The following is a 22,938-nucleotide window of genomic DNA, read 5'->3' on the forward strand; positions in this document are numbered from 1 at the left end:
AAATATGTTAAAAAATGTAAAATTTTGTAATAGCCGTCTTATTTTTGATGTGGATTAAACCAAAATCGTAATTTTGGGGTATATTAGGAACATTCTACAAAGCGGTAAATGAGTAAGGAAATAGAGAAAGATCCACATCAACATATCATTATTAAAGGAGCAAGGGTACACAATTTGAAAAATATTGATGTAGCAATTCCCAAAAATAAGCTTGTGGTTATTACTGGGATGTCGGGCTCAGGCAAGTCGTCATTAGCATTTGACACCCTGTACGCAGAAGGCCAGCGACGATATGTTGAAAGCTTATCGGCGTATGCACGCCAATTTATGGGTAGAATGAATAAACCAGACGTCGATTATATCAAAGGAATCGCACCTGCTATTGCTATTGAGCAAAAAGTAATTACCTCTAACCCACGATCTACCGTAGGCACCTCTACTGAAATTTACGATTACCTTAAGTTATTATTCTCGAGAATCGGAACTACTTATTCACCAGTTTCGAACGCAATTGTAAAAAAGGATTCGGTTACAACTGTTGTAGATTTTATTTGTGGCCTAGGTGAGGAAAGTGTGGTCACTATATTTTGTCCCTTACACCCCCATAACAATCGAAGCATTAAGGAAGAGCTGGCTGTTTTATTACAGAAGGGTTTCTTAAGAGTTTATTTTAAAGGAGTAATCTCCAAAATTGAAGATGTTTTGGAAGATCAGAACGTGGCTGACACAGAATTAACTGATACGACCACAATAAGAATTTTAATAGACAGGATTGTAGTTAATAGTGAGGAGGAAACGGTAAGCCGCATTGCTGACTCAGTACAAACTGCCTTTTTTGAAGGGAAAGGCGATTGTTTTGTTGAGCATAATGGGACGCAAACATTTTTCTGTGATCGCTTTGAATTAGATGGTGTAAAATTCGAAGAGCCGACACCAAATTTCTTTAGTTTTAATAATCCATATGGTGCCTGTAAGCGTTGTGAAGGCTATGGAAACGTAATTGGAATTGATGAAGACCTGGTGATTCCCGATAAAAGCAAAAGTTTATACGATAATGCAATCGCCCCATGGCGCGGAGAAAAAATGGGCGAATGGTTAAAGAAATTTATCAAAAGTGCGGATAAGTTTGATTTTCCTATTCATCGTTCTTACAGTGAGTTAACTGAAGCGCAACAAAGGGTAATTTGGACAGGTAATGAATATTTTGCAGGGCTAGATCAATTTTTTAAGGAATTGGAGGAACAAACCTATAAAATTCAATACCGTGTAATGTTATCCCGTTATCGCGGGAAAACGATTTGTCCGGATTGTAAGGGTACCCGCTTACGCAAAGATGCCTCTTATGTGAAAATTGGAGGAAAGTCTATATTGGATATGGTGTTAATGCCTTTATCCACTATTTTACCATTTTTTGAAAGTTTAAAACTTTCGGATACAGAGCAGAAAATATCCAAACGTCTTCTAGCTGAAATTACCAATAGGGTTTTATATTTGAATAACGTTGGTTTAGGTTATTTAACCTTAAACCGATTATCTAATACACTTTCAGGGGGAGAAAGCCAGCGGATTAACCTAGCTACCTCGCTTGGTAGTAGCTTAGTAGGTTCTGTATATGTACTGGATGAGCCTAGCATTGGCCTGCACCCGCGTGATACACACAAGCTGATAGAAGTTTTGCAGTCGCTTCGGAACGTAGGCAATACTGTTTTAGTTGTGGAACATGAGGAAGAAATGATGCGCGCTGCAGATCATATTATTGATATAGGTCCTGAAGCCGGAACACATGGCGGAAATTTAGTTTTCAGTGGTACGTATAAAGAAATTGTTAAAGATAGAAACTCCTTAACTGGTCGTTATTTAGCTGGTAAAGAAGAAATAGATGTGCCGGTTAAAAGAAGAGAATGGAGAGATCATATCCTGATTAAGGGAGCTAGAGAAAATAACTTAAAAAACATAGATGTAAAATTTCCTTTGGGTGTTTTTACCTGTGTTAGTGGTGTTTCTGGTTCAGGGAAAACAAGTTTGATCAAAAAGATATTGTATCCGGCGCTGCAAAAAGCTATTGGAAATTATGCTGGGGAACAAACCGGCGCTTACGATGGTATTTATGGTAATATAGACTTGGTAAGTCAGGTTGAAATGGTCGATCAAAATCCAATTGGTCGTTCATCGCGTTCTAATCCAGTAACTTATGTGAAGGCTTGGGACGATATCAGGACATTGTTTTCGGCTCTTCCGGCTGCGAAGGCTGGTGGATTAAAGCCTGCAGCATTTTCATTTAATGTGGAGGGTGGTCGCTGCGATACTTGCCAGGGTGAAGGCGAAGTTAAGATAGAAATGCAATTTATGGCAGATATCTATTTGCCATGTGAAACTTGTGGAGGAAGAAGATTTAAACAGCAGGTATTGGATATTACTTACCAAGATAAAAATGTTGCTGATATTTTAGACCTGACGATAGAAGAAGCTGTTGATTTTTTTGCCAAGGAACCTAAAATATTGCAAAAGTTAAATCCATTATTGGATGTGGGTTTAGGATATGTTCATTTGGGACAATCCTCTAACACGCTTTCTGGGGGTGAGGCTCAACGCATTAAGTTGGCTTCATTTTTAATTAAAGGTAACAACGCACATAAAACAATGTTCATTTTTGATGAACCTACTACTGGTTTGCATTTCCATGATATTAAAAAATTGTTGAAAGCATTAAATACGTTAATTGAACAGGGAAATACTATTTTGGTGATCGAACACAATATGGATATGATTAAATGTGCGGATTGGGTGATAGATATTGGACCTGAGGGAGGTGATAAGGGAGGAAATGTTGTTTTCGAGGGTAAACCTGAAGACTTGCTGTCTGCAAAGAAATCTTACACGGGTCAATTTTTAAAAGCACATTTGAAGTAGTATATTCGTAACCTATGCTCTTATTAACCTTTATGATAGGCGTTGTCTTAAATGCCATGGGTTATATCCCTCCAGGGAATATTAACCTTACTGTTGCACAGCTGACCATCAATAAAGGGATGCGCCAAGCTTTGTATTTTATTCTCTCGTTTTCTATTGTAGAGGTGTTTTTTACTTTCGGTATGATGCGCTTTGCTAGATGGGTATCTAGCGACGTGAATTTGGATTCGCACATCAGCGAAGTAAGATTGGGGACTTATGTAGATTTGTTTATGATTATGCTCTTTGTGGTAATGGGCACAATTACTTGGGTTAACAGAAAAAAGATCCCCAAAACAAAAACAGAAGATAATAGAAGTAGAAAAGGCAGTGTTTTTTATGGGATGCTGTTGGGTGTATTAAATCCGGTTCAAATTCCATTTTGGTTGTTTTTTGGCAACTATGTGATTTTACGTGACTGGATTAGCACTGATTATTTGTCGCTGGTGATTTTTAGTTTTGGATCAGGAATAGGTTCGGCTTTGGCTTTATATGGCTATGCGCATTTTTCTAAATATATTCAAGAAAAATTCGCTTTAAGTAGCCATCTCATAAACCGTTCAATAGCTTTGTTTCTTTATGCATTGGCATTTTATTTGATTATCAAGCAAACTTTAATCTATTGTTGTTAACATAAAAACCCCCCATTTCTTTTCAGAAACAGAGGGCCACCTTGATCTTAGTCTTTAACCTGGGGCTATTTCATGACGATTTTATTTTGGCTATTATTTTCGCATAAGTTATTGATCATATCGCTAATGTCTGGAGCAATATTAGCAAAGTTTGCCGACATCAATTTTAGTCCCCCAACGTTATTGTCAATCAATTTAGTTTCATAATTGCTGGTAGCAAGCGTTGAGATTAAAATACATTGAACACCCGCTGTATTGGCATTGGTTGCGAGCGTTGTTAAAAATGCATCATCAGCTGCGTTATTATTATCGTCATTGCCACTCGCAGGAGCATCGGTAATGACAATCACTAATTTGGTAATGTTTGGTCTCCATGCACCAGCAAACGATGAGTTAATGATCTTATCGAGTAGCAAATCTCCTGGTTCTGGAAAACCATTTCCATTACCCAATGACATAGGTCCATTTAATTTTGCCAACTGGGTAGCAAATGTGCTATTGTTCGCATATCCAAAACTCTCCATTGTTGTTAAATATTGATTTGTTGTCGGGCCAGATGTGATCACCAATTTGTTTGCTGCTGGTAAGCTAGTATAAGGTGTTTGTCCTATATAAGTTGGTGTGCCCCCTTTTGTGGCCTCATCAAAAATTGTCAGTGCCAATCTGTAATCGCCAGCAGATTTGGTAACGATTGTATTTACAATATTGCTGATGGAATTTTTGATATTGTCTATCGCACCACCCATACTTCCAGTATAGTCGATCACAAATACAACGTCCATGCCTTTTGTACAAGCAGGTGGATAAGTATTATCTTCAAAAGTACAGGTGCTTTTTTTACAAGAGTTTTGTGTTAATCCTAATAACGTACAGATTAGTATGATGCAGATATATTTTCGGTTAATGATACTAGCGGTATCATTTTTATGTATGGCTATTGTTTTCATGATTATGGTCTCCTTAATTATTTTTTATCGTTACAAATTACTTTCATCTCAGTTCTACGGTTAATGGCGTGCTGTGCTTCGGTACAGCTTACCCCGTCGGCACATCCATTTAATAATTTGGATTCGCCATACCCTTTAGCTACTATCCTATCCCTGGCAATGCCTTGCGAAACAATATAGTCTACAGATGCATTGGCGCGATTTTGAGATAAAATCTGATTATATTCACTTGAAGCTCTGGAGTCGGTATGCGAACTTAACTCAACTCTTACTGTTGAATTGTCTTTCATAAAACGCACCAAGCGATTGAGTTCGGGTTTTGCCGATTCTTTAATCACATATTTATCGAGATCGAATAGGATGTTATTTAATCTGATTGCTTTATCACAATCGATCAGCTCGGCACACATCTCCAGCTTAATGAATAGGTGTTTATCTCTATCGTAATTCGAAGCGGTTATTTCTTCGTATTGCGAAAAATAATTATCCTTCTTACCGTATAAGGTGTACTTTCCTATTTCTGGTAACTGAAACACAAAGCTACCCTGCGCATCGGTTAAGGTTGTTTTTTTGAAAGCTTTCTCTACGTTTTCCAACACCACATTGGTGGAAAGAAGTGGAGTAGCAGTATTACAGGCAAATATTTTCCCTTTGATGATAAAATTCCGATTACCATAAAAGATATCTTTACTCACTACCGCTCCATTTTTAAACTCAGTCTTGCCAACCATAGCCGCATCTAGCGGGCTGTTATATAATGTTCCAAAAGCTACATAGTCGGCTGCGGTCACATTGTTAAAGATTACCTCACCAACCTTATTGGTTATCCCACTATAGACAACAGCACCTGTGTTATTTTTAATTTGTACCTCGGTTTCTGGCAATAGGGTTTTGGTATATTTATCCTTAGCGGTAATTTTTAAGGTATAGTTTAATGGGCTGGGTTTTTCTTTTGGTTTTGTTGGAATTCTCACAATGATTCCCGCAAAAGCGCCTATCGAAGCTATGTCGCAGTTACATGGTTTTACCCGGTCTACTCTTAAACCATTGTAGGTATTGCTGGTTGGCGTGCTCCTAAGTGGCTGATAACTGGCTGAAGCATTCCATACGGGATCAACTAATTCTGGTGTGTTAAAATGTTGCAAATAATATGCACCTACATTTACCCCTAGGTAATCATTAAAAAAGTAGTTGGCTTTCAATTGACCCTTCGCCGATAACAACTTTTTTGTGTCATAGCCAGCATGAAAGTTGAGTAATTGGTTCAGTATGGTTGTTGTTTCTCGAACTTCTGTCCTCCCACCTTTAATATATGCTAAACCAACTCTTGTATTCAACTCGGCCGAAAACTTTCCGTTCTTGTTCTGGTATCTAAAATCTGGGCCTAAGCCTGCAAAAGTTCTAGAAATGGAATTTTCTACGGTCGAAAAACTCGTTAGTGGGGCTGATAAAGAATTAGATAGATTGGTGGTTGGATAAGTGCTTTTTGGTTTGTTTTTGATGTAATCAAAGTCTACTCCTAAACCAAGCCACGTCCAATAATGATCAATGGATAATCCTAAATCCATTCCGCCCTTATAATCTATATAGGGTAAGTTGTTTTGGTATTTAGGAAAGTCGTAACCTACCCTTGGCGAGAAATGCCAATTTGGGTGAACAGGTGCTGTTGTATCCTGTGCTTTTGCAAATTGAATTGATAGTCCGATGAGGAGCAATATCAGTAGTTTGAATGTTTTCATAGTACAATGTTCTAAAGTGTAAGTATGCTATTTTTAAGATATATCAACCAACTTTAGAAATTGTTACCCCCTTTGCTGCTTAACCCATTGTTCAAACAAACGCACCAATACTCGACCAATTGCTACAAATACTCATTATGCTTTTTAAAGGCCTTTAATTAGCTATAGTTTTGGTCAAACCATTTTCAATGTCGAACTTGGTCTAACTAAAATTTACATATGTTATTGGAATTCTTAAACATGGGTGCGGCTGAAATTATCTTAATTTTGTTATCACTACTTTTTTTTGGTGGGTTTATTGTAGGTATCGTTTTAATTATAAAATCGATCTCAAAAAAAAAAGATAATGTAGACTTTAGGTTTCCGCTAAACCAATATACAGTGAATGTAAATGGTTTTAAGGAACAGAGCACTATCTCAAATGATGTAGTGCTCAAAGAACCAGAAAGCTCCACAATTGCTTTACCGCAGCAAAGTGAAATAAGATATGTTGAAATTTCTCAAATTATGAGGTGTGAAGCTGATGATAATTATACAAAGTTCGTGTTAAATGGAGAAAATATTTTGGTCTCCAGATCTTTAAAAGATTATGCCGATAGGTTGAAACCTAAAGGGTTCGTGCGAACACATCAAAGTCACTTAATTAATCCTTTGTTTGTGAAAAGCTGGCTAAAGGAAGATGGAGGTGTACTATTGATGAAAAATGGCGACAAAATTCCCGTATCTAAAGCCAATCGAGAAAATGTGAAAGCCGTTTTAGAAAATTCGTAATCAAATCCAAATTCATTAGGTAAACCCATCAATACTAACGAGATTTAGTTAAATACTGTTTGTACATTTCATATGCCTTAGTAATTCGTGATTTTTGATTATTAATTAGTTTGACATATGAAAAAAATCTTTATCCTAAGTGTAATTTGCCTTTTAGCTTTCCATGCAATTGCTCAGCAAAAAGTAACAATCAGCGGTAAGCTGTTAAATTGTACAGATCGTAAACTCGAACTTGTTCCCAGTACTGGGAATTTTAAAGACAGTATTAAGGTTAATCCTGATGGGACTTTTAACTATACAACTACAGCAATTCAATCTCCATTTAAAGCAAACCTTACCAATAGAAAGCAGATTCAAATTCAATTGTTTTTAGCTCCAGGGTACGACTTGCAAATTACTGCAGACGTAAAGGATTATCAGATTGCAAAGTCAACACTAAACTATGAGGGTCTTGGAAGTAAAACCAATTCTTATTGGAAAGAAGTAATGTCAACCAGTACGCCCGATACTGTAAAATGGGTTCAAAAAGATGAAGATACCTATCTAGCCAATTTGATGCGGACAGATCGGCTAACTGCAAGAATTAACAAAGCATTTACAGCCGACAATCGAGAACCGTATGCTAATTATTTCAAGGAGTCACTTTTATTAGATCAAAAATTCGGACCGCTACTTAGCATCTTTAATAGCTATGCATATGAACATAATTATAGTTGGGACCAGATTCAGAAAATGATCGGTAAAACGGGATATAAGCCGCTTTTAGAGGAGTTTAAGGATGAGAGGAATCTTGCAAGTAGTCTTTTTTCCTATCTTTTAATACAATATCCATTCTATTGCGATAATTATAATGCCTTCCCGGCAGATAGTGTGTTAAAGAAGCAAAGTAATTACACGTTGATTTTAGCTTCTAAATGGTATGCGGGGAAAATATATGATTATTATGCGTCGAACGAGATAGAATCAAAATTAACGTCTCTCTATAAACTCGAAGATTTTAAAAAGTTAGCACCATACATTCAAAAAATTGGAGATCAGAAACTGAGAACTTCAGTTAAAGCAATGGAAGCTAAACGAATTAAAAAAGCTATGAGTTTGCAAAAAGGTGCACCTTCTCCTTTATTTAACCTAGCAGATACAAGTGGCAAATATTATCAATTAGCAGCGATGAAAGGAAAAGTTGTCTATATTGACCTCTGGGCAAGTTGGTGTGGTCCCTGCAAAGAAGAGACACCCTTTCTAAAGAAAATTTATGAACAGCTTAAGAATAATGACAAAGTTAAAATTATAAGCATTGCTTCTTTCGATGCGAAAAATAGGAGGCGTCGATATGACATTATCAAAAAGGATGGGATGGACTGGTTACAATTGGAAGATACAGATGATAGTTTTGCCAAATCATATCAGGCAAATTTTATTCCTAGATTTATCATTATCGATAAACAGGGTAAAATTGTAGATAGTGATGCAGTTAGACCGAGTGAACCAGAAAAATTAATGACAATTTTAAACAGAGAAATTAATAGGTGAGATGAGAAAGTTAATTTTTATTGTTTTATTGTTGAATTATCATTGCGTTTTAGGGCAAAAAGGGAAACCTATTAATACAGAAGGTTATGCGCGAGTTCCAAACTCCCCTGTGCATGTATTTAAAACAGATTCTTTTAAGTATCTGCGTTATGATGGATATGAGGTGATAGATATTCGAAAGGCCAGCCCCGTTCAATTGATAGACATAAAAAATAGGGAACGGATAAGTAATTTAGAAAAGAATCGGTTTTGGGGTCTCTATGCCAACAGTTATCAAGATCGGTTTCCCAGACACTCGTTAGCACTTAGATTTGAGCAAAATACAGGAGCGAAGATTTATGCAGGGATTAGATGGAAGTGGGGGACTTTGTATAAAAATACTATTTTGATTGATGGTAAATCTGATGTTGAAGTTATTGATGGTTTGATCAGCCCAGAAAACGCAAAAGATTATCGCTATCGAATTATCCAAAATGACAATAGGGAATTGGTTGGTTGGACAATCCCCTCAACATTTAGAAAAACGGCCGATAATTTAGCTACCTATTGTTTATTGGGGAATATAAAGTATCAGAGAAATCAATTTATACAAATTGAGATTTATAATGTTAAAAATTATAAAGATCGTGATGCAGTTATACTTGATTGGAGAGAGACAAGGCCTTTATCTTTTTGGGCAAGTGTGGATTATCAAAAGAAAATTTTTGGTAATACCATATTATCTGCTTCTTTAGGCGAGGATAGAAAATCGACTAAATCAAATTTTATTGCTACAGACACGCTAAATGATATCAAGTTTAGACTTGGAGATTCTTTAATTCGTTTAGGATTTAGATCTCAAAACCTACCTACCCTCTATAACTACCAAATCGATTTTAAACGTACAATTAATGGTGAAGAAGAGAAAATTGACTTAGGTGAAACGAATGGCAGTTATTTGCTTTACAAGGAATTTTGGAATAAACCAGGTAAATATGAGATAACATTCACACCTAAATTGACCAGCATTGGGGGTAAGCCCGTTAATTACCTGAACAAAAAATCAGTTACCTATAAGTTTACCGTTTTACCTGATTTAAATCCTAAGTTGGTGCTTTCGCAACGGGAATCTTTATTAATAGGCATAATAATGATCCCAATTTTAGGGGGGCTGGCCTTAGGTTTATGGTATTTCTTAAAAAGAAGAACCCAAAAGAAATTGATCTTAGCGCAACAACAAAAGGAACTCTCCAAACTGAAGCTCAACAGTATTCGCTCGCAACTTAATCCTCATTTTATGTTTAATGCTTTGGCGGGGATACAAAACTTAATGAATACGGATAAAATTGATGAGGCCAACCGCTATCTGGGTAAATTTGCTCGTTTAACCCGAAATGTGTTAGATGGTAAAGAGCTCATCAGCCTAGCTGAAGAAAAAACGCTCTTGGAAGACTATCTACAAATGGAGCAATTCCGTTTTGGTTTTATTTATGAAATCACCGTTAATGATGATCTTAATTTATCGAATATTGAAATCCCCACAATGCTGCTTCAGCCTTTTGTAGAAAACTCAGTCAAACACGGTATTTCTGCGATGGGTGCAAACGGTAAAATAACAGTTTCATTTACAAAGGAAAATCAAAACCTGATCTTAAAGGTTAAAGATAATGGAAAAGGATTTAAAATAGATCAACAATACACTGGTTTAGGTTTGCAACTCAGTAAAAACAGAATATCTTTATTGAATACCCTTTACCCTGAAACTTCTTTCTTATTAACAATGACAGCTGACTTAAAAGGATCTGAAATTACTATTACCTTAACTCAATGGATTTAATATGCGGGCAATCTTAGTTGATGATGAACGGGCAAACCTAGAAGTTTTACAAGTTTTATTGGAAAAATATTGCCCTGAAATTAAAATTGTTGCTACGGCCAGTCAAGTTGCAGAAGGCGTCGAGTTACTTAAGCTACACAGACCAGAACTATTATTCCTAGATATTCAAATGGGAGAATATTCTGGCTTTGATTTACTCAGTCGGTTAAATGATAAAACTTTTGAAGTTATTTTTGTAACAGCATATGATCAATATGGCATTCAAGCGGTAAAATTTGCTGCATTAGATTATCTATTAAAACCTGTAAACCCAGATGAATTAATCGATGCTGTTGCAAAAGCTAAAGAAAGGATTAAGCATAAACTGCAGAATGAACAATTGAACTTTCTATTGCAACAAATTAAAAAGCCAGATGCAAGCGTTCAGAAAATAGCTTTACCTCAACACAACGAAATAAGATATGTGATGATAAATGAAATTTTGCGCTGTGAAGCCGATAACACTTACACCAATTTCTTTTTAACCAGTGGCGACAAAATTTTGACGTCAAAACCGCTTAAGGAATATTCGGATCTCTTAAAACCGCAAGGCTTTTTAAGAACACATCAAAGCCATTTAATTAATCCTTCTTTCGTGAAAAGTTGGTTAAAGGAAGATGGCGGTGTATTGCTCATGAAAAATGGGGATAAAGTCCCAGTGTCTAAGGCTAACCGTGAACAAGTAAAAGCGTTGTTAGGTAAGTAAAGCAATTAAGTGGAAAATTGAAAGATTTTGGAAGCCTTATTTCTGATACTTCCAATTTAACGATTTCCCTTCTGTTAGCCATTCAATTGCTGTTGTCATTCGCTTTAGCCTGGTAGCCTCGGCTTTAGCTGTTGTGATCCATTCTAAGTATTCTCTTTTGTGGGATGGACTAAAGCTTTCAAACTGTTGCTTCGCTTTGGGGTTATCAAATAATGCCGCTTCAAAATCACTCGGCATCTCAATCGGGGCTTTAGGGGTAACTACTTTTTTTATTTTAGTTTCTGATTCGTCAAGATTCAGGGCCTCTAAAATATACTCTGTTAAAATTTTGTCAGCTGGTAAATCTTGTAAACTTTCGATCCTCCCCATTGTACCCATTGCGTTTTCTTTTTCGTTAAAAAGTTGGTATGGGTCTTTCATTAAGGTAGCTTTCCAAAAGCCAAAAGTACAATGTGCTTTAAATGAAGCCATCGAGCAGATAGTTCCCTTGTGAACAAAATGAGGAAAGCCCCATTTAATAGTTTCGGCAATTATTGGTGATGCTTGGTGAACTACCTCTCTAATATGTTTTAAAATAGGTTGGGCAAACGGTGCAGATTTAGCTATATAATCATCTACTCGGGTGTCAAATTGTTGCATGATTTTATTTTTTTATAAAGTCCAAGTTCCAAATTTTTTCTGCCTTCTTTCCAATTAACCAAAATGATATGGCAAGAATAGAGAAGAAGAGTGCTTTATGCCAACTATCCCAAAAATATTCAAAGTAACGGGTATATAGATTGATAAACAAAAAAGTAATTCCAAATTCACGCGCTATTTCATCTCTATTTTTTAATCCATACCAAGTGCTAAACATACAACACGCAGCTGATAGAATCCCCCAATAGAATAAACTCAATTGCCGTACCGCATACCATTCTTCTAAATTGGCAAAGTTGCCAAACACGGAAAGTAGCCAAAGCGAGATAAATAAATAAATCATTCCTGCAACATAAGTGACTTGAAAAAAGTAGCTTAGTCGTTTACTTCGTTTCATTAAGAAGGATGCCCCAGTTAGCCCTAGTCCAAAAATGACGAAGCGTAGAGGATAATTCATCCCAAGGAAATAATAATTCCAACGGCTTAAATACCCTGTTTCAGTGCCAAACCATGCGCCTAAAGATAAGAGCGCAAATACCCAAATTAACCTCGAGTTAAAAATGTAACCTAAGACTGCATAGATGATTAACGAGACAAGGATTAAGATAGAGAAATGACCTGAACCTTGGTCTATAGACTTCCCGAAATAGGCTATTCCGTTGGCAGTAAGCAGAATTGCAGTAAGTATAACCGCTTCATTACTAAATTTAAGATGAGGTATCGATTTTTTTCTTCGAAAGCCTAAAATATAAAGCCATAACGCTACAAGAATCGACAACACCGAAATTACAATATTTGGAGTATCATATATTCGTTGAAGGTATTTTAAGATAGCATTATCAATTAATAAAGAACCCAAAGCAATTACTCCGCAAGCCAATGCTACCCAAAAGGCATATTGTGCCAAGCGATGCCAATCGAAGTTTTTTGTTTCATAGCTTCTGCGCAGTTTATTCCCTGTTTCGTTGTTGATTAGGCCATCACGTTGCCATTGGTCAATCATCTCCTCTAAGAATTCACTTTTGTCTTTGTCTACTTTCATCGTTTATCATAAAATAACATTTTCAGGCGTATGTTAATCGTTATTGCGAGGTACGAAGCAATCTCTCCATTAGATTGCTTCGTACCTCGCAATGACGGACGTGCTTCGCAATGATGTCCTCTCAAAATTAAATTACTTCTTTAACCTTCTTATTGTTTCCAACGATCCAAATTACATCGCCAGTATCGAATACAAAATCGGAAGATGGATTTAATATTTTAGCGTCTCCTCGTTCAATGCCAACAACCAAAGCCTGAGCTTTTTCTCTGATTCCTGCATTTCTAATGCTTAAGCCAAACACAGGCGAAAGGGAATTGACCACAACTTTTTGTAAAGTCATCTCTTTATCTGGAAAAGAAGTTTCGTTAATCTCGGGTAATTCAACTTCTAGTAAACCTTTTACAGAAGCTAATTGATCATCTGCCCCGATTAAAAGTAGCTTATCGTTCGGGTAAAGCCGTTCATCTCTCCCTGGGGTTGGAATGGTATTTCTGCCGCGTTCTATCAAAGCAATATTAACACCATATTTTTCCCTAATCATTAACTCTGCCAGTGTTTTCCCAACCACTTCGGATTCTGGTGAAACTTTTAACTCCGTTAAATGTGTATCCCAAGGTAAAATATCAGGTTTTTGGTTCTCCCGGTCATTTAAGTTAAGCATGAACCGTTTCTCTAATTTATTGTAAAATGCCTGAAGTTTACGAGAAAAAATCACCATTCCGAGCACAATCAGGGAGAGTGCGATTACCACCGCCACCCAAGTTTCAAAAAATTCATATATTAAAAATCCGACAAAGAAAATTCCCAAAGCAATCCTAAAAAATTCGATTGCAACTAATGGACCACGGGTATATTTTTTATTTAACCAAAGGTGGGAATAGGCTGTTTTTTGAATTCTTCGAATAGATAATGCCCATAAAAAGGGCGACATTAGAATAAAGGAGACAGCGACGCTAATAACCAGCGCACTTTCTTCATTTGCAAAATGGTTAGCAATAAAAGGCTGCACATATCGATAAGAAAGAAAAATGATAGAAATGATTACAACCGAGTGAATAATCGTATTGAAGATATAGGAGCGTAGGAGAATTTTCCAATCACTTAAAGTAGTTATCCCAGCAGTACTTGAACTGTATCTACTAATAGCGTCGATCCATTTTTGTGGCAAAACCCGCGCTAATAAGTCATAGAATGGCTCAGAAAGCCTAATGAGATAAGGAGATGCGAAGGTAGTTATTGCCGCAACAGCAACAGCAATTGGGTAAAGAAAACTGCTAGTTACATTTAAGGTTGCACCTAAGGCGGCAATAATAAAAGAAAACTCCCCAATTTGGGCTAAACTCATTCCTGCTTGCACCGAAGTTTTTAACGGCTGGCCTGCAAGGAGCGCTCCTAAAAGTGTAAACAAAATTTTTCCTAAGATCACAACAAGCGAAAGAATGATAATGGGTGTTGCATATTCCACGAGAATTTTAGGGTCGATTAACATGCCTACCGAAACAAAAAATACTGCTGCAAATAAGTCTTTAACAGATTTGGTTAAATGCTCAATGCGTTCGGCTTGGGTAGTTTCGGCTAGGATTGAACCCATAATAAAGGCACCCAAAGCCGGAGAGAAACCCACCTGATCGGCTAATAAAACCATCACCAAACAAAGAGCCAAGGAAACAACCAACATGGTCTCATCATTCATTAAGTTTTTAGTTACTCTCAAAAATGTTGGAACTAAGAATATTCCGCCCAAAAACCAAAGCACTAAGAAAAAACTTAACTTTAGAATTGACATAAGCATTTCGGCGCCTGCCGACTGTTGACTTACTGCCAACGTAGAAAACATTACCAGAAGTAAAATAGCGACTAAATCTTCCACTATTAATACTCCAAAAACGAGGCCCGCAAACTTTTTATGTTTAATACCTAATTCTTCAAAGGCCTTAATGGCAATCATAGTAGAAGAGATGGATAGGATCCCGCCTAAAAATAAACTATCCATGCTATTCCAGCCCATCGCCATGCCGACGCCATAACCGGCAAAAATTAAGAAAACAACTTTAACGATCGCGGTAATAGAAGCGGAACCACCCACTTTTACCAGTTTTTTAAAACTAAATTCTAACCCTAGACTAAATAAAAGGAAGATTACACCTATTTCTCCCCAAATGTTGATGTTTTTATAGTCGGTGATGGTAGGGAAAAAATCGAGGTGTGGACCAACCAATAAACCGGCTAATATATAGCCGAGCACTAAGGGTTGTTTTATTTTTTTAAACAGAAGGGTAATAACCCCAGCGGCAGCGAGAATAAGGCCTAAATCGGCAATTAATACAGGTAAATGAATCATGTCTGCTTTAAAAATAGTAAAAAATTATTGCTATCTAAAGCTTTTAGGGCACTAAGTTGGCTGTTGACTTTGGTTAAAAAAATCGAGTGTATTTAGTTTGTCTTGATGTAATTGCTCTTTTAAAGCCGCTAGTCCCGTGAATTTAACATCATGACGCAAGAACTTTAAGAAGTTCATTTTGATCGTCTGACCGTAAATTTCCTGATTAAAATCAAATATGTTTACTTCAATGTTACGGGTCATTCCGTTAATGGTGGGCCGTTGGCCGATATATGCCATGCCTTTATAAGTAAGTTCGGAACTCATTTCGATCGTTACCGCATAGATACCATCGCTAGGAATAAGTTTATAAGTTTCCTCAACAAAAATGTTGGCAGTTGGAAAACCGATGGTCCGACCAATTTTATCACCTTTGATTACAGGACCGTTGATAGAAAAATGATAACCTAAATAAGAGGCGGCTAAAGAAACGTCACCCGCTAATAAAGCCGTCCGAATTTTGGTAGAGCTTACCGCAACATCATTGATATCTTGCTCAGGTATTTCTTCTATACTAAAATCATAAACTTTTGAATAAGTCTCTAATTCCATCATCCCCCCTTGGCGGTCTTTTCCGAATCGATGGTCATAACCTACAATTAATTGCTTGGTACCTATCGTATCAACCAAAATATTTTTAATATAATCACCTGCACTTAAATTGGAAAAATCTCTTGTAAAAGGTGTAATAATTAAATGGTCTACACCTAAATCCGCCAATATTTCAGCCTTTTCTTTAATAGTGTTGATCATTTTCAAACCCTGATTTTCAGGATCAATGATCATCCGCGGATGCGGGAAGAACGTTAGGATTACACTTTCGCCACCACTCATTTTAGCAAGCTCACATAATCGCTTGATAATTTTTTGATGCCCATAATGTACCCCATCAAAGGTACCTATGGTAACTATTGCGTTGGTTAATTTTTTAAATTCGAGAATATGATGGTAGATGTTCATTGAAATTTAATGAAGTGACTGACGTTTTACCACGCCGCCTTTAATGTCGGCAATTTGTTGTTGAACTACAAAGGCATCAGGATCAATTTGCCTAATTTCAGATTGTAATTTACTCATTTCCAGTTTGGTAACTACTGTGTAAATGATATCGATATCTTTTTTTTCTAAATAACCACCTTCTCCCTTATAGATCGTGACGCCTCTTTTCATGTCATTAATGATAAAATGCTTAATGTCTTCATTTTTTTCCGAAATAATGGTAACACCTGTATATGCCTCTAATCCATTTACAATAAAATCTATGGTATTGGAGGCAGAGAGGTAGGTCAAAATCGCATATAATGCGGTTTCGATATTTAAAAAATAAGCAGCAAATGCAAAAATAATGATGTTCAAAATGAGGATGATATTGCCCACCGTGAGGACACTATTTCTACTAATATAGAGGGCAAGTACTTCTGTTCCATCTATTACACAGCCTCCACGCATAGCTAAACCTATTCCCCCTCCTAAAAAGAAACCACCAAAGAAAGCGATCAATAACTTGTCGTGCGTAATTGGTGCGAAGGGCAAAAATATCAAAGCAAGTGAAAGTGCGCCAATTGCGATCGATGTTTTAATCGCAAAACTCGCTCCGATTTGCTTGTAACCCATTAAAATGAATGGAATATTGATAATTAAAATAAGATAGGAAAGATTCCATTTAGTAAGCGTGCTAATTAGGAGTGAAATACCGGTTACCCCACCATCAATAAAATGATTAGGGATTAAAAAACTCTTTAACCCGAAACAAGCAGATATAACACCAAAAGAAATAAGTGCTATCTCTTTTAAAAAACGGGTGTTCTTGTTTTTGATATGGTTCATAGGGTAGCGTTTTCTTCTCTTTTTTCACGAAGATACTGAACCAGATCCGCTACTTCAAACGCATTCGTCAATAAAAAGTCGCCGCTTCTTGTTCGGGTGAGCTTCGATAAATAAGCTCCGTTATTTAGTATTTTACCAAAATCTGATACCAAAGACCGAATGTAAGTGCCCTTGCTACAAACAATTCTGAAATCTACTTCCGGCAAGGCGATTCTTGTAATGTCAAATTCTGTTACAGTAACCTGACGTTTACGCAGCTCTACTTCTTCACCCAATCGAGCCTTAACATAGAGGCGTTCACCATTTACTTTTACGGCAGAGTGTGCTGGTGGATATTGTTCTATTTCCCCTTTAAATGTTGAGGTGGCTAGCCGAATTTGCTCGTCAGTTAAATGAACAAATGGAAATTCTTTGTCAATGGCAGTTTCCATATCGAAGGATGGTGTTGTAGCACCTAATATCATGGTGCCAGTATATTCTTTTTCCTGAGCCTGAAATGTATCTATTTGTTTGGTTAATTTGCCAGTACAAATAATTAATAAACCGGTTGCTAGAGGATCTAGCGTTCCGGCGTGGCCAACTTTTAGCTTAAGGGGTTTTAGAGAATTTCTAATTTTGCCCACAACATCAAAGGAGGTCCACTTATAGGGCTTATTGATTAAAAGCAATTCGCCCGCCGCAAAGTTAAAGTCTGGAAATCTATTCAAAATGCTAATTAATTATACTATAAACCCGATTTCAATTATTAGAACAGTCGTCATTGCGAGGTACGAAGCAATCTTACAACTTAGGCAAATCAGCATATGACCAATCGCTCTGAGATTGCTTCGTCCCTCGCAATGACAAAACTCAGTTTACAAAGCTACAAATTAAATAATAGAGAGGCTGTGGCCCGATAGCAATAATACAATGATTACTCCGCCGACAATAATCCTATACCAGCCAAAGATTTTAAAGCCATTTTTATTGAGGTAGCCAATAAAGCTTTTAATAGCCAATAGGGCAACAATGAAGGCAACTACATTTCCAAACGCCAAGACCTGCATTTGATCAGGTGTAATAGCATGCCCCTCCTGGTAAAAGTCTAATAATTTTTTTGCCGTAGCTGCAAACATCGTTGGAACAGCCAGAAAAAAAGAAAATTCAGCGGCTGCTTTTCTTGTAAGGTTCTGGCTCATCCCGCCCACAATCGTAGCACCAGATCTTGATACACCTGGGATCATTGCAAGACATTGAAAGAAGCCAATTTTTAATGCGGTAACATAATTAATATCTTCTTCTGTTTCAATGGTCGCATTTTTATACCATTTATCAACAAATAATAAAATAACGCCTCCTATCACTAAAGAAATTCCTACTGTAAGTGGGCTTTCCAACATTTGGTCAATTTTATCACTGAGTAAAAAGCCGAAAATCGCCGCCGGAATAAAAGCGACTATTAATTTAAAATAGAAATTAACGCTTTTAAAAAAACGTTTGAAATATAAGACTACTATAGAAAGAATAGCACCCAGTTGGATACAAATAGTAAATAGTTTTACAAAAGGATCAGACTGAATGCCCATTACGGATGAGCCAATAATCATATGACCAGTGGATGAAACCGGTAAAAACTCCGTTAAACCCTCAATAAGAGCAAGGATAAATGCTTGAAAGAAATTCATTAATTATTACTTCTTCAAAATGGCGTAAACACCAAATGCGAAACCAAATAAGACTGTCATCGGAGCAATTAGCGTTCTTCGGGTGTCGTAAATGTCGCCCTCCTTACCAATCATTAAAATAAAGCCAAGAGCAACTATTGAAATGCTGATGATTAACAATTGATAATTCTTTTTATTAAAAACCATCTCTACTTTTTGTTCCTGTTTTACAGGAGCTGATTTTTTTTCTGCCATTATCTATAAAGGTCGTAAATTTTTAAACGTAAATATCTGCTTACCGCAAACAAGGTCGAGATTGCCGTAATGAAAATTCCAATCGCTACCATTGCAACTAACACAATTCCAAAATCGGTATAATTTCTTAGGATGATAATTTCTGGAATTTCTTTTTGGGCATAATATAAAATGCCTAATAGAATGATAATCGCAATAAATGAAGCAATTAAGCCATGAAGTGCCGCCACCAAGATAAATGGCTTTCTAATGAAGTTTTTTGTTGCACCAACCAGTTGCATACTTTTAATTAAAAAGCGCTGAGAAAAGATAGCCAATCGGATTGTATTATTAATTAAGGCAACTGCTATGACCAATAAAACGATGGCAAAACCTAAAACTATTAAGCTAATGGTGCTAATATTCTTATTAACCATGTCGATTAAAGAACTTTGATAGATTACTTCTTTAACCATAGGATCTTTTTCCAAGCTCTTTTTTAGGGCATCAATACGTTGGTTGTTTGCATAATCAGCTTTTAAGTATACATCAATGGTAGATAAAAGTGGATTGTAGCCGAGGAAATTAACGAAGTCTTCTCCTAAATCTTTGGTTAGGTTATGTTGTGCAACTTCTTTGTTTATGTATTGAGTTTGTTTAACTGCGGCATTTCCATTTAACTGTTTTTGAAATGCGAGAATTTCGGTTTCTTTTGCGCCTTCGTCTACAATAATATTCAAAACAATGTTTTCTTTAACATAGTTTGATAAGTTTTTTGCGTGCACCAAAATAAGCCCCAACATACCCAGCATTAGTAATACTAAAGCAATACTAAAGATTGTCGAAATATAAATGGTTTTTGTCTTTTTAGCAGCTTCGCTTACTTCGAATTCTTCCATGTATCTGTTTTTGTTTGTGCGAAAATAACGAAAGATAAGCAGAAATGTAAATATTTTTAAGGATGAGTGGCGAACGTTAACGTTTTTTAACGTTTGGTATGCTGAGGTTGGAGGTTCTGGTTCAGCTATTATTGGATTTATAAAGTGTGATAACAATTACGCAACAAAGCGATGTCAAAATAAGTATAGCGTCGATCTTTTTATGGAAATCTTTCTGAGGTCCGAAGGAAGTGGTAAATTCCTGCGTTATCTACGCTTAAATTCGGCTTTAGTCAAATTTCTTCCTATTTTTGCAAAATGGATTATCAATTTAAAGCGATAGAAGAAAAGTGGCAGAATTTTTGGGCTCAAAATCAAACATTTAAGGCAGAAACCAACAGCAGTAGACCTAAGTATTATGTATTGGATATGTTTCCGTATCCATCGGGAGCTGGTTTACATGTTGGCCATCCGCTAGGCTATATCGCTTCTGATATTTTTTCCAGATATAAAAGATTAAAAGGATTTAATGTGCTCCATCCAATGGGTTATGACTCGTTTGGTCTGCCTGCAGAACAGTATGCTATTCAAACTGGTCAGCATCCGGCAATTACCACCGAGGCAAATATTGCAACTTACCGTCGACAGTTAGATCAAATTGGTTTTTCATTTGATTGGAGTAGAGAGGTTAGAACAAGTGATGCTGGCTATTATAAATGGACACAGTGGATTTTTATGAAACTGTTTAACTCATGGTATAATTTGGAGACAGACCGTGCGGAAGATATTGTCACATTGATAGAGAAATTCCAAATATCGGGCAATGCAGAGGTAAAAGCTGTTTGTGATGAAGACATAGTTTCTTTTTTACCAAGCGATTGGTCGGCATTTAACGAAGAAGAAAAGCAAGCCCTATTATTAAAGTATCGATTAACTTATTTAAAGGAAAGCACCGTGAATTGGTGCGCAGGGTTGGGAACGGTTCTAGCAAACGATGAAGTGAAGGATGGTTTTTCTGAACGTGGTGGGTTCCCGGTTGAACAAAAGAAAATGATGCAGTGGAGCATGCGTATTTCGGCCTATGCAGAGCGACTATTGCAGGGCTTAGATACGATAGACTGGCCTGAACCTGTTAAAGAAATGCAGCGCAATTGGATAGGAAAAAGCGTTGGTGCGTCTGTTAAGTTTAAAATTGAGACCGAAGACATTAAGCTGGCGACCCAAGACTACATCGAAGTTTTCACAACACGAGTGGATACCATATTTGGGGTCTCGTTTATCGTCTTAGCCCCGGAACATGAATTGGTGAGCATATTAACGACCGAAGCGCAAAAGCAAGATATTGAAAATTACATTGCCCAAACTAAGAAGAAGTCGGAATTAGACCGTATGGCAGATACCAAGACGGTTTCGGGCGCCTTTACAGGGAGTTATGTGATTAATCCCGTAAATAATGAGAAAGTACCGATTTGGATTGCAGATTATGTGTTAGCTGGTTATGGTACAGGGGCGGTAATGGGTGTGCCAAGTGGTGATCAACGTGATTGGTTATTTGCAACACATTTTAATCTGCCGATTATTCAAATATTAGATGGGCAAAAGAACATTGAAAATGAAGCTGATGCAACAAAGGAGGGAAGATACATTAACTCAGGGTTTATCGATAACTTAGGTTACAAAGAAGCGGTTTCCTATTTAAACCATTGGTTAGAACGTGAAGGCGTGGGAAAAGCTAAGGTGAACTATCGCATGAGAGATGCTATTTTCGGTCGCCAGCGTTATTGGGGAGAGCCAATTCCAGTTTATTTTAAAAATGGACTGCCTTACTTAATTCAAGAAGAAGAATTGCCGTTGGTATTGCCTGAGATTGATAAATATTTGCCTACTGAGAGCGGCGAACCCCCTTTGGCTAGAGCCGAAGACTGGTCTCCATGCCATGGTGAAACTTATGAATTAAGTACAATGCCAGGATGGGCGGGAAGTAGCTGGTACTGGTATCGTTACATGGATAGCCAGAATGATGAGGCGTTTGCTTCAAAGGATGCTATTTCCTATTGGAAGGATGTTGATTTATATATTGGGGGGTCTGAGCATGCCACAGGTCACTTGCTATACAGCCGTTTCTGGAATAAATTTTTGAAAGATTTAGGGTTTGTTAATGAGGAAGAGCCTTTCAAGAAATTGATTAACCAGGGGATGATTCAAGGGCGGAGTAATTTTGTGTACCGTGTAGTTGATGAGGAGGGGAGAGGAACAAACAAATTAGTTTCTTACGGATTGAGAAAAGACTATAAAACTACAGCTTTGCATGTTGATGTAAATATTGTGGAGCATGAAGTTTTAGATATTGAGAAATTCAAAGCTTTCAGGCCTGAATTTGCGGATGCTGAATTTATCTTAGAAAATGGAAAATACATTTGTGGCGTCGAAGTAGAGAAGATGTCGAAATCAAAATTCAATGTGGTTAACCCCGATGTTTTGATTGAGGGCTACGGCGCTGATACTTTAAGGATGTATGAAATGTTTTTAGGTCCGCTTGAGCAAAGCAAGCCTTGGAATACCAATGGAATTGAAGGGGTGTTTAAGTTTTTACGGAAGTTCTGGCGTTTATTTCATAATGAAGAATGGGTTTTCGGGGTAAACGATGGCGAACCAACTAAGACTGAATTAAAAGCTTTACATAAAATCATTAAAAAGGTACAGGATGATATTGAACGTTTTTCATTTAACACCTCAGTTTCTAGTTTTATGATTGCGGTAAATGAATTAACCGATCTAAAATGTAAAAACCGTTCAGTATTAACTGATTTAGTGGTGGTACTTTCTCCATACGCACCCCATATTTGTGAAGAGTTATGGGAGTTGCTAGGGCATACAGATTTATCCAATACCCCATACCCAACTTTTAATCCAGCTTATCTTGAAGAAAATGAATTTGCCTATCCAGTATCGATAAATGGCAAGATGAAGATGAACTTAAATTTAAGTTTAAGTTTAGATGAGGCTGCGGTGAAGGAAATTGTTTTATCGAATGAACAGGTTCGGGGTTACCTTGAAGGGAAGGAAGCAAAGAAAATAATATTTGTTAAAGGAAAGATAGTGAATATAGTGATTTAAATAATTTTCCAGTTCTTGTGATTTTTCCCAACTTGTTGCGAATAATAGG

Annotated in this window: 18 protein-coding genes; 7 read left to right on the top strand and 11 right to left on the bottom strand. The window is 36.9% G+C overall.

Features of this window, described 5'->3' with window-relative positions; genetic code table 11:
• The first annotated feature begins 108 nt into the window (after positions 1–108).
• Positions 109–2,910 (top strand): excinuclease ABC subunit UvrA, encoded by a 2,802-nt coding sequence (gene uvrA, locus BM207_RS15870; protein WP_090996553.1) that lies wholly within the window; start codon positions 109–111, stop codon positions 2,908–2,910.
• A gap of 14 nt (positions 2,911–2,924) precedes the next feature.
• Positions 2,925–3,581: a LysE family transporter gene (locus BM207_RS15875; protein WP_090996556.1), complete on the top strand. Its 657-nt coding sequence runs from the start codon at positions 2,925–2,927 to the stop codon at positions 3,579–3,581.
• Between the two features lie 65 nt (positions 3,582–3,646).
• Here BM207_RS15875 and BM207_RS15880 read toward each other — a convergent pair whose 3' ends face one another.
• Positions 3,647–4,528, bottom strand: a complete 882-nt coding sequence (locus BM207_RS15880) for a vWA domain-containing protein (RefSeq protein WP_090996559.1) — start codon at positions 4,526–4,528, stop codon at positions 3,647–3,649.
• A 17-nt stretch (positions 4,529–4,545) separates the two neighbouring features.
• Positions 4,546–6,267, bottom strand: coding sequence for an OmpA family protein (locus tag BM207_RS15885; protein ID WP_090996562.1), 1,722 nt, complete (start codon positions 6,265–6,267; stop codon positions 4,546–4,548).
• Between the two features lie 219 nt (positions 6,268–6,486).
• Between BM207_RS15885 and BM207_RS15890 the strand changes: the two genes are divergently transcribed.
• From BM207_RS15890 to BM207_RS15905, 4 genes are all read left to right on the top strand, one after another.
• Complete coding sequence (locus tag BM207_RS15890; protein ID WP_090996565.1) at positions 6,487–7,038, top strand: LytR/AlgR family response regulator transcription factor; 552 nt, start codon at positions 6,487–6,489, stop codon at positions 7,036–7,038.
• Positions 7,039–7,155: 117 nt separating this feature from the next.
• Entirely contained in the window at positions 7,156–8,568 is a 1,413-nt protein-coding gene (locus tag BM207_RS15895; RefSeq protein WP_090996567.1) for a TlpA disulfide reductase family protein, read from the top strand.
• 1 nt (position 8,569) lies between these two features.
• On the top strand, positions 8,570–10,384 hold the full coding sequence (locus tag BM207_RS15900; protein ID WP_090996570.1) for a sensor histidine kinase: 1,815 nt from the start codon (positions 8,570–8,572) through the stop codon (positions 10,382–10,384).
• Between the two features lies 1 nt (position 10,385).
• Positions 10,386–11,129, top strand: coding sequence for a LytR/AlgR family response regulator transcription factor (locus BM207_RS15905; protein WP_090996573.1), 744 nt, complete (start codon positions 10,386–10,388; stop codon positions 11,127–11,129).
• 36 nt (positions 11,130–11,165) lie between these two features.
• Here BM207_RS15905 and BM207_RS15910 read toward each other — a convergent pair whose 3' ends face one another.
• From BM207_RS15910 to BM207_RS15950, 9 genes are all read right to left on the bottom strand, one after another.
• A complete protein-coding gene (locus BM207_RS15910; protein ID WP_090996575.1) occupies positions 11,166–11,768 on the bottom strand; it encodes a YdeI/OmpD-associated family protein in 603 nt (200 codons plus the stop codon).
• Positions 11,769–11,772: 4 nt separating this feature from the next.
• Positions 11,773–12,810: a DUF2157 domain-containing protein gene (locus BM207_RS15915; protein ID WP_090996578.1), complete on the bottom strand. Its 1,038-nt coding sequence runs from the start codon at positions 12,808–12,810 to the stop codon at positions 11,773–11,775.
• Positions 12,811–12,937: 127 nt separating this feature from the next.
• Positions 12,938–15,151, bottom strand: a complete 2,214-nt coding sequence (locus BM207_RS15920; protein ID WP_090996581.1) for a cation:proton antiporter domain-containing protein — start codon at positions 15,149–15,151, stop codon at positions 12,938–12,940.
• Between the two features lie 51 nt (positions 15,152–15,202).
• Positions 15,203–16,150, bottom strand: coding sequence for a bifunctional riboflavin kinase/FAD synthetase (locus BM207_RS15925; protein WP_090996584.1), 948 nt, complete (start codon positions 16,148–16,150; stop codon positions 15,203–15,205).
• Positions 16,151–16,156: 6 nt separating this feature from the next.
• Positions 16,157–17,017: a YitT family protein gene (locus tag BM207_RS15930; protein WP_090996587.1), complete on the bottom strand. Its 861-nt coding sequence runs from the start codon at positions 17,015–17,017 to the stop codon at positions 16,157–16,159.
• The gene (gene truB / locus BM207_RS15935; protein ID WP_245768138.1) at positions 17,014–17,724 is read right to left on the bottom strand and encodes a tRNA pseudouridine(55) synthase TruB; all 711 of its coding nucleotides are present in this window, start codon (positions 17,722–17,724) and stop codon (positions 17,014–17,016) included. Before truB ends, BM207_RS15930 begins: the two co-directional genes overlap by 4 nt.
• A 162-nt stretch (positions 17,725–17,886) precedes the next feature.
• A complete protein-coding gene (locus BM207_RS15940; RefSeq protein WP_090996592.1) occupies positions 17,887–18,681 on the bottom strand; it encodes an undecaprenyl-diphosphate phosphatase in 795 nt (264 codons plus the stop codon).
• Positions 18,682–18,687: 6 nt separating this feature from the next.
• Entirely contained in the window at positions 18,688–18,915 is a 228-nt protein-coding gene (locus tag BM207_RS15945; RefSeq protein WP_090996595.1) for a DUF3098 domain-containing protein, read from the bottom strand.
• Positions 18,915–19,793 carry a cell division protein FtsX gene (locus BM207_RS15950; RefSeq protein WP_090996598.1) on the bottom strand — a complete coding sequence of 293 codons (879 nt, stop codon included), beginning with the start codon at positions 19,791–19,793 and terminating at the stop codon, positions 18,915–18,917. Before BM207_RS15950 ends, BM207_RS15945 begins: the two co-directional genes overlap by 1 nt.
• 297 nt (positions 19,794–20,090) lie before the next feature.
• Here BM207_RS15950 and leuS point away from each other — a divergent pair, with 297 nt between their 5' ends.
• Positions 20,091–22,889, top strand: a complete 2,799-nt coding sequence (leuS, locus tag BM207_RS15955; protein WP_090996601.1) for a leucine--tRNA ligase — start codon at positions 20,091–20,093, stop codon at positions 22,887–22,889.
• Positions 22,890–22,938: the final 49 nt, after the last annotated feature.

It is taken from the genome of Pedobacter insulae, assembly GCF_900113525.1.
In the GTDB taxonomy this organism is placed as follows: Bacteria; Bacteroidota; Bacteroidia; order Sphingobacteriales; family Sphingobacteriaceae; genus Pedobacter; species Pedobacter insulae.